Source organism: Sorangium sp. So ce375, from assembly GCF_051473855.1.
Classification (GTDB): Bacteria; Myxococcota_A; Polyangia; order Polyangiales; family Polyangiaceae; genus Sorangium.
Genome location: NZ_CP150335.1, coordinates 8653400 through 8668613 on the forward strand (window position 1 = coordinate 8653400; position 15214 = coordinate 8668613).

At 73.2% G+C, this 15214-nt stretch carries 10 protein-coding genes; 5 read left to right on the forward strand and 5 right to left on the reverse strand.

Annotation, left to right across the window (positions count from 1 at the left end; genetic code table 11):
* Window positions 1-12: 12 nt before the first annotated feature.
* From WME90_RS32125 to WME90_RS32145, 5 genes are all read right to left on the reverse strand, one after another.
* Window positions 13-909 carry a hypothetical protein gene (locus WME90_RS32125; RefSeq protein ID WP_437275853.1) on the reverse strand — a complete coding sequence of 299 codons (897 nt, stop codon included), beginning with the start codon at window positions 907-909 and terminating at the stop codon, window positions 13-15.
* The gene (locus tag WME90_RS32130) at window positions 906-1910 is read right to left on the reverse strand and encodes a type VI secretion system protein IglI family protein (protein WP_437275854.1); all 1005 of its coding nucleotides are present in this window, start codon (window positions 1908-1910) and stop codon (window positions 906-908) included. Before WME90_RS32130 ends, WME90_RS32125 begins: the two co-directional genes overlap by 4 nt.
* Before the next feature lie 27 nt (window positions 1911-1937).
* Window positions 1938-3614: an AMP-binding protein gene (locus tag WME90_RS32135; RefSeq protein WP_437275855.1), complete on the reverse strand. Its 1677-nt coding sequence runs from the start codon at window positions 3612-3614 to the stop codon at window positions 1938-1940.
* A 108-nt stretch (window positions 3615-3722) separates the two neighbouring features.
* The gene (locus tag WME90_RS32140) at window positions 3723-4007 is read right to left on the reverse strand and encodes a hypothetical protein (RefSeq protein WP_437275856.1); all 285 of its coding nucleotides are present in this window, start codon (window positions 4005-4007) and stop codon (window positions 3723-3725) included.
* A gap of 157 nt (window positions 4008-4164) precedes the next feature.
* On the reverse strand, window positions 4165-5484 hold the full coding sequence (locus tag WME90_RS32145) for a peptidylglycine alpha-amidating monooxygenase (protein WP_437275857.1): 1320 nt from the start codon (window positions 5482-5484) through the stop codon (window positions 4165-4167).
* 545 nt (window positions 5485-6029) lie between these two features.
* Between WME90_RS32145 and WME90_RS32150 the strand changes: the two genes are divergently transcribed.
* The 5 genes from WME90_RS32150 to WME90_RS32170 all read left to right on the forward strand — a co-directional run bounded on the left by WME90_RS32150 (window position 6030) and on the right by WME90_RS32170 (window position 15147).
* Window positions 6030-7259, forward strand: coding sequence for an eCIS core domain-containing protein (locus WME90_RS32150; protein ID WP_437275858.1), 1230 nt, complete (start codon window positions 6030-6032; stop codon window positions 7257-7259).
* Window positions 7260-7305: 46 nt separating this feature from the next.
* Window positions 7306-8211: a hypothetical protein gene (locus WME90_RS32155; RefSeq protein WP_437275859.1), complete on the forward strand. Its 906-nt coding sequence runs from the start codon at window positions 7306-7308 to the stop codon at window positions 8209-8211.
* 89 nt (window positions 8212-8300) lie between these two features.
* Window positions 8301-8687, forward strand: coding sequence for a DUF4280 domain-containing protein (locus tag WME90_RS32160; RefSeq protein WP_437275860.1), 387 nt, complete (start codon window positions 8301-8303; stop codon window positions 8685-8687).
* Window positions 8688-8725: 38 nt separating this feature from the next.
* A complete protein-coding gene (locus tag WME90_RS32165) occupies window positions 8726-13474 on the forward strand; it encodes an nSTAND1 domain-containing NTPase (RefSeq protein WP_437275861.1) in 4749 nt (1582 codons plus the stop codon).
* Window positions 13475-13506: 32 nt separating this feature from the next.
* Window positions 13507-15147 (forward strand): hypothetical protein, encoded by a 1641-nt coding sequence (locus WME90_RS32170; RefSeq protein ID WP_437275862.1) that lies wholly within the window; start codon window positions 13507-13509, stop codon window positions 15145-15147.
* Window positions 15148-15214 lie beyond the last annotated feature (67 nt).

Below are 15214 nucleotides of genomic sequence, written 5' to 3' on the forward strand. Positions count from 1 at the left end.
ACAACTTTCAGGTCACGCCGTAGGGACGCGCCCCTCGAACAAGAGGATCGCTTTGGGTGGGCGCGCCCGCACGATCGGCTCGAATCCCAGGTGGGATTTGCCTACGAGATCGAGCCGGCCCTCGGCCTGGCGATCGATCAGGATGACGCGCAGGTGCAGGCCTGTATCGCGGAGCGCCGGCAGCACGCGCGCGGCGAGGCGGCGCCGCGCCTCCGCGGCCCAGGGCTCGCCGCTCCACGTGGTGGACTCCTCGGCGATGAGGAGCGCGTCGAGCCCGGGCGCCGCGACCTCGGCCTCGCCCCCGAGCGCCGCGTAGCCGAGCACCGCCTGCCCGAGGCGCGGGTCCTGGGCCGGCATGCCGCGCCGCACCGGCGCGCGGCGCACGCTCACGGCGAGCTCCGGGTAGACCTTCTCGAGGATCCAGTGCAGCGCGAGCGGCGAGGCCGGCCGAGCCAGCGCGAGCGCGTCGCGGCGCACGTCCGCCGCGCGGGGGAAGAGCCGCTCCGCGAGCTCGGGCAGGAGGGCGTCCACGCGGTCGCGGAGCAGCCGATCGTCGAGCAGCGCGAGGATGCCCTCCAGCGCCGGGCCGGCGCGCGGGTGCGCCAGCAGCTCGAGGAAATACGAGGGCAGCGGGCTGGTGCTGCTCCGGAGGCCGAGGTTCAGGGTCACGACCACGTGATCGGGCGCGATCTCGACGTCGTGAACGATCGCGGAGCGGGTGGAGAGCGACGGGTGGCAGCGGAACCGGATGGCGCGGCCGGGGAGCTTCTCGCGGAGCAGCGCGATCAGCGCGGGCGGGTCGAACGCGTTCGCGCGCCGGCGGATGGCGGCCTCGAGCGCCTCGGGGCCGCCGTCGTCGGCGGGATCCTCGTCGGGGGGCTTCCGGGCGGCGGCCATCGCGTCGCTCACGGATCGAGGAAGGCGTCGAGATCGACCTGGTAGAGCTGCTCGAGCGCCTCCCACGCCGGGCTGCCCGCCGCGGCCCAGTGCGGCGCGATCGCCTCGATGTTCGCGCTGAGCAGGCGGAAATGGGGCGCGAGGAGCGCGGGCAGGTAGACGCGCGGATCGAAGTCGTCCACCGCGGCCTTGATGTCCCGGGCCACGATCGCGGCCTTGCCCATCTCGCCCCGCTCGACGAGCCCGGCGAACGCCTCGAGCTTGCGGATGAAGCCAGCGAGCGCCGGCGACACCTCGATCACCTGCGCCCCCTGCGCCTGCGGCGCGGGCTCGCCCTCGTGGCTCCCGGCGGCGGGAGGCGCCGCGTCCGGCGCCGCCGGCGCGTCGCCCGCGGCGGTCGCCTCTTCCGGCTCTTCCCCGGCCTCCGGCTCCTCTTCGGCGGCGGCGGCCGGCGCCGGCGGGGGCTCGCGCTGGGGCACCCGCTGCAGGTACAGATCGATCCGCGCCTTCAGGCCGGCGAGCTCCACGGCGCAGCGCGGGGACGCGATCCGCTCGGCGGTGGCGGCCTCGAACGCCGCGGCGGCCTCGAGGCAGGCGCGCACCAGATCGCGCTCGATCCGCTGCGCCCACGCGCGCCAGGTCGCGTCGCGCGCGCTCTCGTGGAAGTCGATGCTCGACTTCACGCTCCGGAACAGCAGGCAGAGGGCGGAGTCGACCACCCGCTCCCGCCGCGCCGCGGGTCGGAGCGCCTCCCAGCGCCGCCCGATCGCGCCCGTCAGGACGTCCAGCACCTCGGGGAGCGCCGGAGGTCCTCGCTCCACGAAGGCGCCGAGGAGGAGCGCGGTGATCGCCCGGACGTCGGTGCCGCCCGCCGCGAGCGCCTTCGCCGCCTGCCTCGCCGCCTCCCGGTGCTCCCCCGTCTGGATGAGGCGCACCATCTCATCGATGGCCGACTCGGCCACGTCCTGACCGGGGCCGTCGAGCGCGCGCGAGACGATGGCGAGGTCGATCATGCAGCGGATCCGTGCGGTCGCCCGCGCTCAGGCCCCGAGGACCAGGCCCCGCAGCTCGGCGAGGCGGCGGAACACCGGGTGCTGCGCCTTCGCCGCCAGGAAGCCCGACGAATATTGCCGCTCGCACCACGCGGCGTCCACTTTCCGGCCCTTCCTGCGGGGGTAGAGGGGGAGCACGGTGACACGATCGGGCAGGAAGTCGTCGCCCAGGTCCTCGCGGACGGCGGCGTCGATCGCGGCCGAGAGCGCGGCGTGCGTGGGGGTGCGGCTCGGCGGCGCGCCCGCGAACGCGAGGAGGACGAAGGCCCAGCGCCCCCCCGGGTCCCCGGTGGGGGCGGGCACCGCGCAGGCGCCCGCGACGCCGGGCACCTCCGAGATCCGCTCCGCGAGCTCCGCGGCCGGGAAGACCCGCCCTGCGCGCCGGGGGACGAGCGTGCCGCCCCACAGGAACTCCGTGCCGCGCCGCGCGAGCACGAACCACCCGTCCTTCTTCGGATCGCCGTCGGGCACCGGCACGAAGACGCCTGCGCCCCCGATCGCTGGCTCGCCGCTCCCGATCGCATCGAAGAGCGTATAGGGCTGTCCGGCCGCCGGCAGCGCGAGCGCCTGGACGCTGCCGGGCCGCCGCGTCGAGAACAGCACCGCGCCGCCGGCCGCGGCGTCGACGAGGAGATTTGTCGACGGCACCTTGGCGAGGTCGTTCTTCTTGACGAGGTCGTTCCACGCCACCCAGTCGAGCGGCTCATCGACGCTCCGCACCCACTGGCGCAGCTTTGGCGGCCGTCCGATCGGCGCCTTGCGCAGCGCCTCGCAGAGCGCGGGGCTGATGCCCAGGGTGGTGACGGGCTGCTCCAGGAGGAGGGCCGGGCGCGAGAGGACGTCGGCGTGGGTGAGGTGCACGAAGGTGGCCCCCGCGAGCAAGGTCGCGAGGAGCGCCGCGGGGTGGTGCTGCTGGGGGTGGAAGCCGGGGAGCGCGAGGGCGTCGCCGGGGCCGAGGCGGTACGCGAGCACGGCGTCGTGGAGGGCGCGCTGCCACGCGGCGGCCGCGGGCAGGTCCACCGGCTCGGCGAGGGGCGCGCGCAGGGGCGAGAAGAGGCGCGCGCAGGGCTCGTCGGGCGCGTAGGCGTACGGCGGCGCGGCGTGCGGCGGGCCGTCACCGGTGAGGGGCAGGGCGAGCTCGGCGAACGGCCCGATGGGCGGCGGCGCGTCGGGATCGACGACGACGTGGGCGGGATCCAGCGCCTTCAGGCGGCGGAGCAGGGCGCGCTCGCCGGCGGGGGCGAGGAAGGAGACGGCGAGGCCGAGGCGGAGGGCGGCGCCGAACGCGACGAGCCAGGGAATGCCCAGGGGGAGGACGAGGGCGACGGCGGCGCCGGGGGCGACGCCGTCGGCGGCCCACCGCCGGGCGCACGCGGAGGCGCGCGCGGCGAGCTCGGCATAGGAGAGCGACCGCCAGCCGGCGCGGCGCTCGTAGCCGACGAAGGCCGCGCGCCCGGCGCCGGCGTGGCGGGCGATGGCGTCGTGGTAGAGGTCGTGGGCGTCGCCGGGGCGGCTGCGCGGGGCGGGGCCGGCGCGGCGCGCGTGCTCGGCGAGGGCGGACCAGAAGGCCGGGGGATCGTCGTGGCTCGCGGTGAGCCAGGCGAGCTCGGGGACGTCGTCCTCGCGGGAGAGCTCGAGGGAGCGGAGGGCGGCGGGGATGTCCACCAGGGGCGGGAACCTAACGGCCGCGGCTGGTGGATGGCAACAATGTGCCGGGAGCCGCTGGTCGGAGGGCCTGGCGGGCCGCCGGTCGGGGCTCAGGCGAAGGGTGTCTCAGACGAGCACGTCGGCAGCGGTCTTTGCCCGGAGAACGTTCTCCGCCCACCGATCCAGGGTGGCGCCGTCCTCACACGCCAGGATGCGGCTGCGTTCGCCGTCCGAGAGCGCGATCCCCGCCCGCGCGACGAGCCGGAGCAACACATCGCGTTTTCCCTTCAGTTCGCCTTCGAGTCCTGGATCTGCCGCGGCTCGGGTACCGCCTACCCTGGCAGCGCAGCGGCCGATAACGCGCCGCGCTCGGTCACCTACCAAGCGCCTCGTTCGGACGTTCCGCTTCACCCATGCCACGATCTGCTTCGCAGCACGGTCAGATCGAGCGAGACCGCGATCGCCATTTGAGCGCTCACCACCCCTTTCCCCGCCGATAGCACCGGCTCCGCGTGGGCCGGCGCGCGCCTCCGCTTGGGCACAGGCCGCGCGTCTTGCACGAGCTGGTCTATTTTGTCGTCACACAGGACACGTCGTCCGTCGGAGAAGTCCAGTCCCCCACCTTTAACTCTAGCTCTTGAGACGGATAGTACATCACGAAATTATAACACATCTCATCCAGCGTCCGGTCCCCGAATTCCACGACACTGTTGCCCGGGTTGTCCCACGCGCAACGCGTCCTCACGGTGTCTCCGCCTCGAAGGATGGTATCGTTATCGTACCAGATCTGGTTGTCGAAGTTCCACGGATCGGCGAGCCCCAGGTTGCTCGGCTCGCTGCCGTCCGTGGGCACCGTGTTGCTCGACAGGTGCTTGCCGAGGGTGTGCATGTGCGGCATAACACTGATCACCGAAAGCGCCCCCATATCCCGCGGGAACTGGTAATCGCAGCTCACGTCGAGCGAGCCGTGAGGCGGGATGTTGATGTCTTCTGTGCCGAACGCGAAGATGCCGGCGTCGTTGGGGCGGAGCTCCGTCGTCGTGCAGACGTCGAAGCCGGTGCTGTCTTGCTGCCCGTCGAGGCCCTTGATGTTGCTGTAGTGCACCTGGATTGTGAAGTGTGCCGTGCCTTCCAGCGGGAAGCCCGCCTCTGGCGGCAGCTCCGTGGCCTTGCCGCCGGGCGCCCAGACGGCCAAAAGAGGCCCCATGATGTCGCCCCCACTGCACGGCGTGGGCGTCGAGGGAGACGCCTCATCCGCCTTGAAGAGCAGGATATGGTGTACAATGGTGCTGTTGTCGATGTGGGGCACGACCCCGACGAGGTGTCGTTTCTGGCCGATCTCTACATCGACCCCATAACACATATACTGGTCCTGGACGCCCTTCGGCATGACGTAAGGCGCGGACGGCGCTAGCAGGACATCCGGTGTGCAGCTCAGGGTCGGAGGGTCGATGGTTCCGCCGCCGCCCGGGTCGACGCACGTGTCTTTACCGGCCGGCATGCCGGCGGCGATCCATTGATCGAAGATCGCGAGCTCCGCGGCGGTCAGGCGCTCGGTCGGGGGCGGAGGCATGGGGCGCGCGGTGTCGCGGGCGCGTGCGGCGACGAGCTCGTAGACCTTCTTGTTGGGATCGCTCACCGCGGGCGCGACCAGATCGCTCCGGTCGACCAGCGGGAACGGCGCGCCGAACTTCGGGGACGCCCCGTGACAGGTCTGGCACTTCGTGGAGAGGATCTTGTCGACGTCGCACGGCAGCGCCTCCGCGTTGCCGTTCTCCGGACCGGAGCCGGATGAGCCGCTGCTGCCCTTCTCGGCGTCGCTGCACGCGACGACCACGAGAGCGGATAGGAAGGACAGCGCCGAGAACAAATAACGACTACGATTCATGCGAGCTCCTCGGGGAAAAGTGCGACCTGAATCGGCGTTCGAGGGTATCGAGCGCTGATCTGCAGCTTTTCGAAAGGGCGGTCGAAGACCGAGATTCCGAAAGACGCCGTCGAATTGGGTGGAAGGAGAACGCGCGCCGCGAGCTCCCGAGAACAGCGGGAGACTTGGCGCGTGAGAGCACCGGCGACCCACGTCTACGGACGGGCCGGCGACCTGGCGTCGGTGCTCCTTCGGTGAGTGCCCGCCCGCTCTGAGATCGTTCAACGGTGCGCTCACGCGGAAGGTATCGAGGCGCTCGCGCGCCAGGAGGCGCGGTGCCGTCTGGTCAAAGCTCGGCTGCGGACTAGTCTCGACTGGGGCACTTTTCTCGAGAAAATCGCTAGCATCCTTGCCTCGACGAGGACCAGCTGCCTGACACCGCGCAGCTGTGCCCAAGTCGAGAATGGTGCGGCTCCACGTAATGCTGTCGCACGTGCGCAGCAGAGGCAGGTAGCAGGTTTCTGGGGCCTCCGCGGGCGGGCGTGATATCCTGATCACCATCGGCCATGCGTCCCGCCGCGCTCCCCCGCGTCATCCAGGCCTTCTTCCCCGAGCGCCGCGTCCCTGCGGGCACCGCGGTCCAGCGCTTCGCCCGCACCGTCCTGCCGCCGCACCCGGCCACCGCCGCGCAGCCGCGCGCCGCCATGGACCTCCGCCAGCGGCCCCCGCACCCCGCCACCGTCGCCCAGCCGCGCCCCGGGCTCAGCTTCGCGCCGCGCCCCCCGCACCCCGCGACCGTCGCCCAGCCGCGGGTGCCCTTCGGCGCGGCCCCCCGGGCCGCCGGCGTCGCGCAGCGCAAGGAGGCCGACGTCCACGCGTTCCAGCCGCCGGCTGGTTTCCTCGAGGGGCCCGCGAAGGCAGGGCACCGGCTCCCGCCCTCCGTGCAGCTCCGCATGGAGCGCTATTTCGGCGCCGATTTCTCCGACGTGCGGGTCCACGTCGGCCCGGAGGCCGCGTCGATCGGTGCGCTCGCCTTCACGCTCGGCTCCGACCTCTACTTCGCGCCCGAGCACTACCAGCCGCACACGCGGTATGGCCAGGAGCTCCTCGGCCACGAGCTCACCCACGTGGTGCAGCAGCGCGAGGGGCGCGTCGCGAACCCCTACGGCGACGGAGTGGCGGTGGTGCAGGACTTCGAGCTCGAGGCCGAGGCGGATCGGCACGGAAAGGCCGCGGCGGAGGGCAAGATGGGGCCTGGCTCGTCGGGACCGGCGCCTGGCGGGGCGGGCGGGCCGGCGGGGGCGCAGGCCAAGGGCAGCGCGCAAGCCAAGGGCGGCGTGCAGGCAAAGGGTGGTTATCGGCTCCTGGTCGGCGCCTACATGCACGACCAGAAGCTGCCGGAGCCGCTCTCGGGGCACAGCTTCGTGGCGATCGAGGAGCCGAGCGGGCAGCGGCGCGCATTCGGGTTCTCGCCGGCCCGTTATTCGAGCTACGACCCGCAGCGGGACCTGGGCCGGCTCAGGATGGGTGTCGAGGGCGTCGTCCACGACGACAGGGACGCCTTCGAGAGGCCGGGGGTGAAGACGCGGGCGTACGCCATCACGCCGCAGCAGGCGCGCGCGGCGATGGCCAAGGTGGCCGAGTACGAGTCGGGGCGATACCGCTACAGCCTGGAGAAGCGCCAGTGTTCGACGTTTGCGCTCGACGTGCTGCGCGCCGCGAGCGTGCCGGTGCCCGAGGACGGGGCGGCGCCCAGGCCGAGGGTGATGTACGAGGCGCTGGACGACGAGAGCTGAAGACCGGAGGAGCCGAGGACGAGAGCTGAAGACCGGAGGAGCCGAGATGGAGCGAGCCCAGACGAAGCCGCCGCACCCCGCCACCGTGGCGCAGAAAAAGACTCCTCCCTCCAAGCCGTCGAGGCCGCCTCACCCGGCCACCGTGGCGCAGAAAAAGGCCGCGCCCTCCAAGCCGTCGAAGCCGCCTCACCCGGCCACCGTGGCGCAGAAAAAGGCCGCGCCCTCCAAGCCGTCGAAGCCGCCTCACCCCGCCGCCGTGGCGCAGAAGGCGGCGCCCTCCAAGCCGTCGAGGCCGCCCCACCCCGCGACGGCGTCCACGAAGGGGCGCGCGACGCTCGACCAGAAGGGCGCGCGGACTGCGCTCCAGCCGATGAAGCTGCGCGAGCGGCGATCTTCAAAGCCGGACGCCAAGCTCAGTGTCATCAAGGTAGAATGGATGAAGCACCCCAATGGGGGGCCGACGACCGCTCAGTTCTACATCAAGATCACGGTGTACTTCGGCCTCGAAACGGGCCACAAGGCCGAAGATTACAACTACGACAACTGGAAATACGAGCAAGAAGCCTACGACGAGACCATCATCATCGATGGGACCCACAAGGGTCACAAGGACAAGAGCACTTGGAGCAAAAAAGAGCCATATACCTCTGAATGGAGCGAGTCGGCGACGCTGAACGAGTGGGTCTTCATCGATCAGCCGGGATACTCGAAGGGCAAGGGCATCGCGGAGGATGACGACATCGTCTACAAGTTCGCCGCGAAGTGGACCGTTTGGAACGAAATGACGGGGGAGACCGTCTCGCTCGGTCCATACTATGGTCAGATCACCGGAGCTCACCCGAGGAGCTACGAGCCCGACGAAGTCGCCTGGATCATCAAATCCGGAAACGTAACGCTCACGTGGCTGCACGGAGAGCTGGCGAAGGGGAAGCCAACGGGCTGCCCCTGGTAACGCCATCCCTGGTCCGCCGCTCCGCCCACGTCACCTGTTCGACAGGAAACTTCGCCCCCGCCGCCATCTCTCCTATCCTCCCCTGCTCTATGGCCGTTCAAGTCTGCGCCGGCGCCACCATGATGTGCAGCTTCGGCATGGCCCCCGCCACGCTGATGGTCCTCCCGGTCCACCAGGCCATGGCCACCCTGCCTGCCGGCAACGTCTCGGACTGCGCCCCGATGGTCAACGTCATGCCCTTCGGCGCCTGCACCTCCCTCGCGAACCCCACCGTCGCCTCGGCCACCGCCGCTGCCCTCGGCGTCCTCACCCCCATGCCCTGCGTCCCCGCCCCCGCCGGCACCTGGATCCCGGGCAGCGCCAAGGTGCTCCTCAAGGGCATGCCCGCCCTCGACAACGCCGCAAAGCTCATGTGCTCCTGGGGCGGCGTCATCCAGATCCTCAACCCCGGTCAAACCAAGGTCATCGACGGCTGAGCGCGCCGCCGCGCCCGCGCTCGCCAGGGGCCCCGCGCATGCGCCTCACCCTCGAGCTGTCCCGCACCGAGCGCCCCGACGAGGCCTTCCTCCAGCCGGAGGGGGCCACCGACTACGTCCTCCGCACCGAGGGCGGCGGCGCCGAGACCGCGACGCTCGACTGGAGCCGCGAGCTCCACGCCGACCTCGACGCCGTCCGCCGCCCCGGCCGCGATCCCGCGGTGGTGCAGCGCCTCGGCAACCGGCTCCGCAGGTTCCTCGCGCCGGCTGGCTGGGCCAAGCACGAGGCCGCCATCGCCGCCGCCAGCGAGCGCGGCGAGCCCGTGTGCATCACCCTGCGCGCCAGCGCGGCCGAGCTCTATGGCCTGCCCTGGGAGCTGCTCACCCTCAAATCGACAGGCCAGCACCTCGGCGAGCTGCCCGACGTGCTCCTCCGCTACGCCTGGCCCGACAGCCGCACCCGCCCCGAGGAGCCCTCGCCCCTGCCCGAGGGCGGCCGCATCCTCGTCGGCTGGTCGGCCGCCGCCGGCGGCATCCCGCTCAAGCCGCACCTCGACGCCATCGGCGGCGCCTGCGCCCGCGGCGATCACGCCTTCGACCCCTCGCGCGACGTCATCGACGGCCTCTCGCTCGACCGGCTCGCGAGCGCGCTCGACGACGCGCCGCGATCCGGCCAGCTCGTCACCGTCCTGCACCTGCTCTGCCACGGCGGCGAGGCCGGGTCCTCCTACGGCCTGTGCTGGGACGCCGACGACGGCAGCGGCGACCGCGCCCTCGTGGACGCGGCCCGCCTCCGGCAGATCCTCGCGCCTCACGCGGGGAGGATCCGCCTCGTGGTGCTCTCCGCGTGCGACAGCGGCAACGCCGGTCGGATCGGCAATCACCTGGGCAGCGTCGCCCAGAACCTCCACCAGGCCGGCGTCCAGGCCGTCATCGCCTCGCGCTTCCCGCTCTCGGCCGAGGGGTCCAGCCGCTTCGCCCAGACCTTTTACGAAGCGCTCCTCGCCGAGCCCGCCTCGGTCGAGCAGGCCTTCCTCGCGGGCCGGCGCCGCCTCGCGCGCGACCCGCAGAGCCTCGACTGGGCGGCGCTCACGCTGCACGCGCGCCCCGAGGACGGCGACGACACCCGGCCGATCGCCGTCCGGCCGTACCGCGGCCTCCTCGCCTTCCACGCGGCCCACAGCCGCTTCTTCTTCGGCCGCCAGGCCGAGCGCGACGAGGCGCTGAGCGACCTCGCGGCGCTGCGCGAGGGCGGGAAGCCGCGGCTGCTCGTCGTGGCGGGCGCCTCGGGCACGGGGAAGTCCTCGGTGGTCCTCGCCGGCGTGATCCCCGCGCTCGTCGCGCGCGCGCCCGGCGATCACGAGCCGGCGCGGGGCGACGAGATCGAGGCCCTGCAGCGCACAGTGGGCCGGCTCTCCCAGCTCCTCGGCGACAAGCGCCGGAGCGGCGCGGTGCAGCAGGCCCTGCAGACGCTGGCGCGCGAGGCGGCGGCGCTCGCGGCCGCGGAGGGCGGCTGGGAGGTCGTCGTCACCCGCCCCGGGTCCGAGCCCGCCGCGGCGCTCGAGGCCGCGCTCGCGCGGCGCCTGCGGCCCGAGCTGCCGCTCTTGTTGGTGATCGATCAGCTCGAGGAGATCTTCACCCACACCGCCGACCCGGCGGCGAGGCAGGCGTATGTCAGGCGCCTCTGGGCGCTCGCGAGCGAGCCGGGCGGGCCCTCCGTCATCGCCACGCTGCGCGTGGACTTCCTCGGGCAGTGCGGCGAGCTGTCGCTCGACGCGGAGGCCGGCCTGCGCCTCGACGCCGTGGCCTACGACGAGGACCACCGGGTGTTCGTGGCGCAGATGAAGCCCGCGCAGATGCGCGAGGCCGTGGAGGAGCCGGCCCGGCGCGTGGGGCTCGCGCTCGACCCGGGGCTCGCGGCGCGGATGATCGCCGACGTGGGCGTCGAGCCGGGAGCGCTGGCGCTCCTCGAGTACACGCTCGACCTGCTCTGGCAGCGGCGCGCGGGGCGCACCCTCTCCACGGAGCGCTACGAGGAGCTCGGCGGCGTGTTCGGCGCGCTCGAGCGCATGGCCGACCAGGTGCTGGCAGGGCTCGACGAGGCGCAGCGCGAGGCCGCGCGGCGCCTGCTCCCGCGCCTCGTCGGGGTCGGCGAGAGCGGCGCCGGCGACACGCGGCAGCGGGTGCCGGTCGCGCGGCTCCTGCCGGCGGATCCCGAGCTCCGCGCCCGATGCGAGGAGGTGCTGCGCCGCTTCGTGGACGCGCGCCTGCTCACCCGCGGCGAGGAGGGCGGCGAGGTCGTCGTCGAGGTGGCCCATGAGGCGCTGATCCGGCGCTGGAAGACGCTCGGCGCGTGGCTCGCCGAGGACCGCGCGAGGCTCTCGGAGATCGCGAAGATCGAGCGCTGGTCGGTGGATTTCAAGGGGCACGGCGCGGTGCTCCGCGGCGCGCAGCTCGGCTACGCCCGGCAGGTCCGGGACCAGCAGGAGGACACGCTGAGCGCGGACGCGGCGGCGATGATCGCCGCGAGCGAGGAGGCCGAGCGGGAGGAGGCCGCGGCGAGGCAGAAGCGGGACGAGGACGAGCGCCGGCGGCTGCGCCGGATCGCCGTCGCCGCGCTGGCCGCCGCGGCGGTAGCCCTGGTCCTGGGCGCCGCCGCGCTGAACGCCCGCGAGAAGGCCGAGAGGAGCCAGCACAAGGCCGAGAACGCGAAGCACATCGCGGCGGCCACGGCGCTCTACGCCGCCCGCCATTACCTCTGGGCGGCCAGGGCGCTGCACTTGACGGACGAGGAGGCGCGCGGCGAGCCCCAGTGGAGGAACCTCGCGCAGCAGCTGCCGCTCTACTATGCGCCCGACGTCGCGCTCGACGACCACGAGGGCTTCGTCGAGCGCGTCGCGTGGAGCCCCGACGGGGAGCGCGTCGCGACGGCGTCCCGCGACGGCAAGGCGCGCGTCTTCGGCCGCGACGGGTCGACGCTGGCCACCCTCGTGCACGGCTCCCGCGTCCACGCCGTCGCGTGGGGCCCGAAGGGCGACCACCTCGCCACCGGGGCCGAGGACGGCGTCGTCAGGATCTGGAGCGTCGGCGCCCCCCAGGGCGAGCTCCTCTCCGAGGCGTCCCCCGGCGGGGGCGCCGTGGCGTCGGTGGCGTGGAGCCATGACGGCGCGCTGCTCGCGGTGGGCTCACACGACGGATCCGTGACGCTGTGGAAGGCGGGCGACGCGGCCCAGCTCATTGCCCGTGAGGTGCTCCTCGACCACGACGACGCCGTCTCCTCGGTGGGCTTCAGCAGCGATGATCGGCGCCTTGTGAGCGCGTCGCTGGATCACTCCGCGCGCGTCGCGTGGATCGACGGGGGCAGCGCCCCGATCGCCCTGGAGCACCCGGCGCCGGTGAACGACGCGCGCTTCGACGCGAGGGGCACGAGGATCGTCACCGCCTGCGCGGACCACCAGGCCCGCATTTTCCCGGCGGACGGCGCCGGCGACCCGCTCGTGCTCTCCGGCCACCTCGCGTCCGTGAACGCCGCCGCGTGGGGCGGCGATGCCTTTGTCTTCACCGCCGCCGACGACAACACCGCCCGCATCTGGAGCGCCGATGATGGATCCCGCATCGACGTCCTCCGGCACCACACGGCCGACGTGAGCTCCCTCGATGTCGTGGAGGGCCGCGCTCGCGGCGCGGAGATCACGCTGCAGCTCGCCACCGGCGCCTGGGATCGCTCCGCCGCGCTCTGGACGATCGACGGGATGAGCCGGCCCATCTTCCCGCAACCCACCGCGCAGGGGGGCGCCGGCCGGCGCCGGCTCGTGACCTGGAGCCCCGACGGCGCGCGCGCCCTCACCGCATCCGCCGATGGAACGCTCGAGGCGTGGGAGAATCGATCGGCGCTGCCCGCGCACGTGCGGGCCGACGGCGAGCTCGCCGCCGCGGCCTTCGACGGGAGCGGCCGCCGGCTGCTGCTGGCGTCCGGCACGAAGGCCGCGATCTGGACCCTCGACGGCGCCGCTGAGCCGCTCGCCACGCTCGAGGCGCGGAGCGGCCGGATCGCCTTCGCCGCGTGGAGCCCCGACAGCCGGCGCGTCGCCCTCGCCTCCGGCGCGACGGCCGAGCTATGGAACCTGGACACGCCCAGCGCGCCGGAGATCACCCTCCGCTCGGAGGTGGGCGGGATCCAGTACGTCACGTGGAGCGCCGACGGCCGGCGCGTCCTCACGGCGAGCGGGACCATCGCCGAGGTGTGGAGCACCGACGCGCCGGGGGCTCGCCGCGCGGTGCTCCATCACGCGCGGCCCGTCACGAGCGCCGCCTTCTCGCCCGCGGGCGACGGGATCATCGTCGGCACGGAGGCGGCGACCTGGGTGTGGACCGGCGACATGAGGGAGCCGGCGGGGTTGCACCTCGAGCACGACGGCCCCGTGGTGTCGTTGAGCTTCGATGCATCGGGCCGGTTCGTCGCCGCCGTGTCCGATACGGGGGCCGTGCGCCTGTGCACCGTGAGCCCGCGGCACCGCTGCGATTTCGACGTGCAAGGCGAGGTGGCGCAGGCGTCGCGGGCGATGTTCAGCCAGGACCAGAAGGAGCTCATCGTCCTGGGCAGCAACGGGGTCAGGTGGAGCATGGAGTGGATCACGGACCCAAAGCCCCTCGCGTCGCTCGTCGACGAGGAGCGCCGCAACTGCATCCCGGCGGAGATCCGGGAGAGCCACCTCGGCGAGGACGAGGCCACGGCCAGGCAGGCCTACGAGGCGTGCCGAAAGGCCGGCGGCCCCGCGAAGCCTTGAGCGGGAGCCGCCCGGCGCCGACAATCGGAGCGATGAGCGCATCGAGCGGCCTCCACCTGCTCCTCTCCCACGCCGACACCGGCGAGCCCGTGCTCTCCGGCGGCCTGTCCGGCGGCGCGTCGGACGCGCCGCCGCCGGCCGAGGAGCGCCCCGGCCCCGAGTACCTCTGGGACGAGGGCGGCGATCCGAACGATCTCGCCGCCCAGCGCTGGGGTGTCATCGCGCCCGAGGGCAGCGCCGGCGACCGCCTCCTCGAGATCGCGCGGCCGCTCCTCGAGGCGCGCCGGGAGAACCAGGGAGGCCACGAGATCAAGATCTTCCGGTCGCCGCCGAAGCTCGACATGGCGGGCGCCTGCCGGTTCCGCAAGGACGTCTTCGACACGGGCGCCGATCTCGCGCTCGAGCTCCCGCGTTATCAGCTCATCCTCGGCGATCTCGATCAGGTGCCGCTCGCGGTCCAGCAGGTGCAGGGCGCGGACGGCTACGTCGGGCGCCTCGCCTTCGCCGACGAGCGCGGCTACGAGGCCTACATCGACAAGCTCCTCCGCGCGGAGCGCGAGCCCGCCGCGGCCGCCGAGGCGCGGTCGCTCTTCTACACGGTGCACGACGGCACGCCCGCCACGGCGCTCGGGCACAAGGCGCTTGTCGCGCCGGGGCTCGATCTCGCCAGGAGGCGGCAGCGCGCCGGGCAGTTCCCGGCGCGCGAGATCCTGGAGCTCGGCGCCCCTTCCGACCCTTCGCCCTCCGCGTTGCTCGAGGCGGCGTCGCGGCGCGAGCTCGGCGTGCTCTTCACCATGAGCCACGGCGCGGGCGTCCCGACCGAGGGCTGGCGGAGCGCCGCCGAGCAGCGGGAGCTTCAGGGCGCGATGGTCCTCGGCAAGGAGGGGCGGCTCACCGCCTCCGACGTCGCCGCGCGGCCGTTCCTGCCCGGTGGGGTGTGGTTCATGTTCTCGTGTTACGGCGGCGGCACGCCGGACACGAGCGCGTACCGACACTGGCTGGAGCAGCTCCGCCAGGTGGGGCAGTTCTATGGCCAGGCCGCGGCGGTGCTCAAGGCGCTCCCGCGCGGGGCGCCCTTCATCGCCGCGCTGCCCCGGGCAGCGCTCGCCAACCCGGACGGGCCGCTCGCCTTCCTGGGGCACATCGATCTCGCGTGGACCTACAGCTTCGAGGAGCGAGACGCGGGCAAGGCGCCGATCACCCGGCCTGCCAGGTTCCTCTCGGTGCTGCGCGCGCTGCTCCGCGGCGACCGCGCCGGCGTCGCGTTCCGCGAGCTCACCCGGGCGTTTCAGCAGACGAACGTGGAGCTGACGAGCCTGTACGATCGCGAGGCGCAGCTCGGGGCGTACGCGCGGGAGCCAGCGCGGCTCGTGCACCTGTGGATGCTGCGGCAGGATCTGGCGGGCTACGTGCTGCTCGGGGATCCGGCGGCGCGGCTGCCGCTGGCCCGGGACGCGGCGAGGGCGGTGTCGAGCGCCGCCGTCGCGCCGCCGGCGCCGGTGGCGGAGGAGCTGCCTTGCGATCTCGAGACGCTCGAGGCGGCGATCGGCCATGTGCTGATCGGGGAGCGAGGGACCCGGGAGATCGCCGAGGAGCACCGGATCGACCTCGGGCAGCTGAAGCGGCTGGCGGAGGCGTACCGGCGTGGCGGGCGGGCCGCGCTGGGGCGGTGACGAGGCCCGGCAGCTCGTCGCCACGCCCTCCTGCCGGCGCGCGGGCCACCCCCCTGAGCGCCCGCCC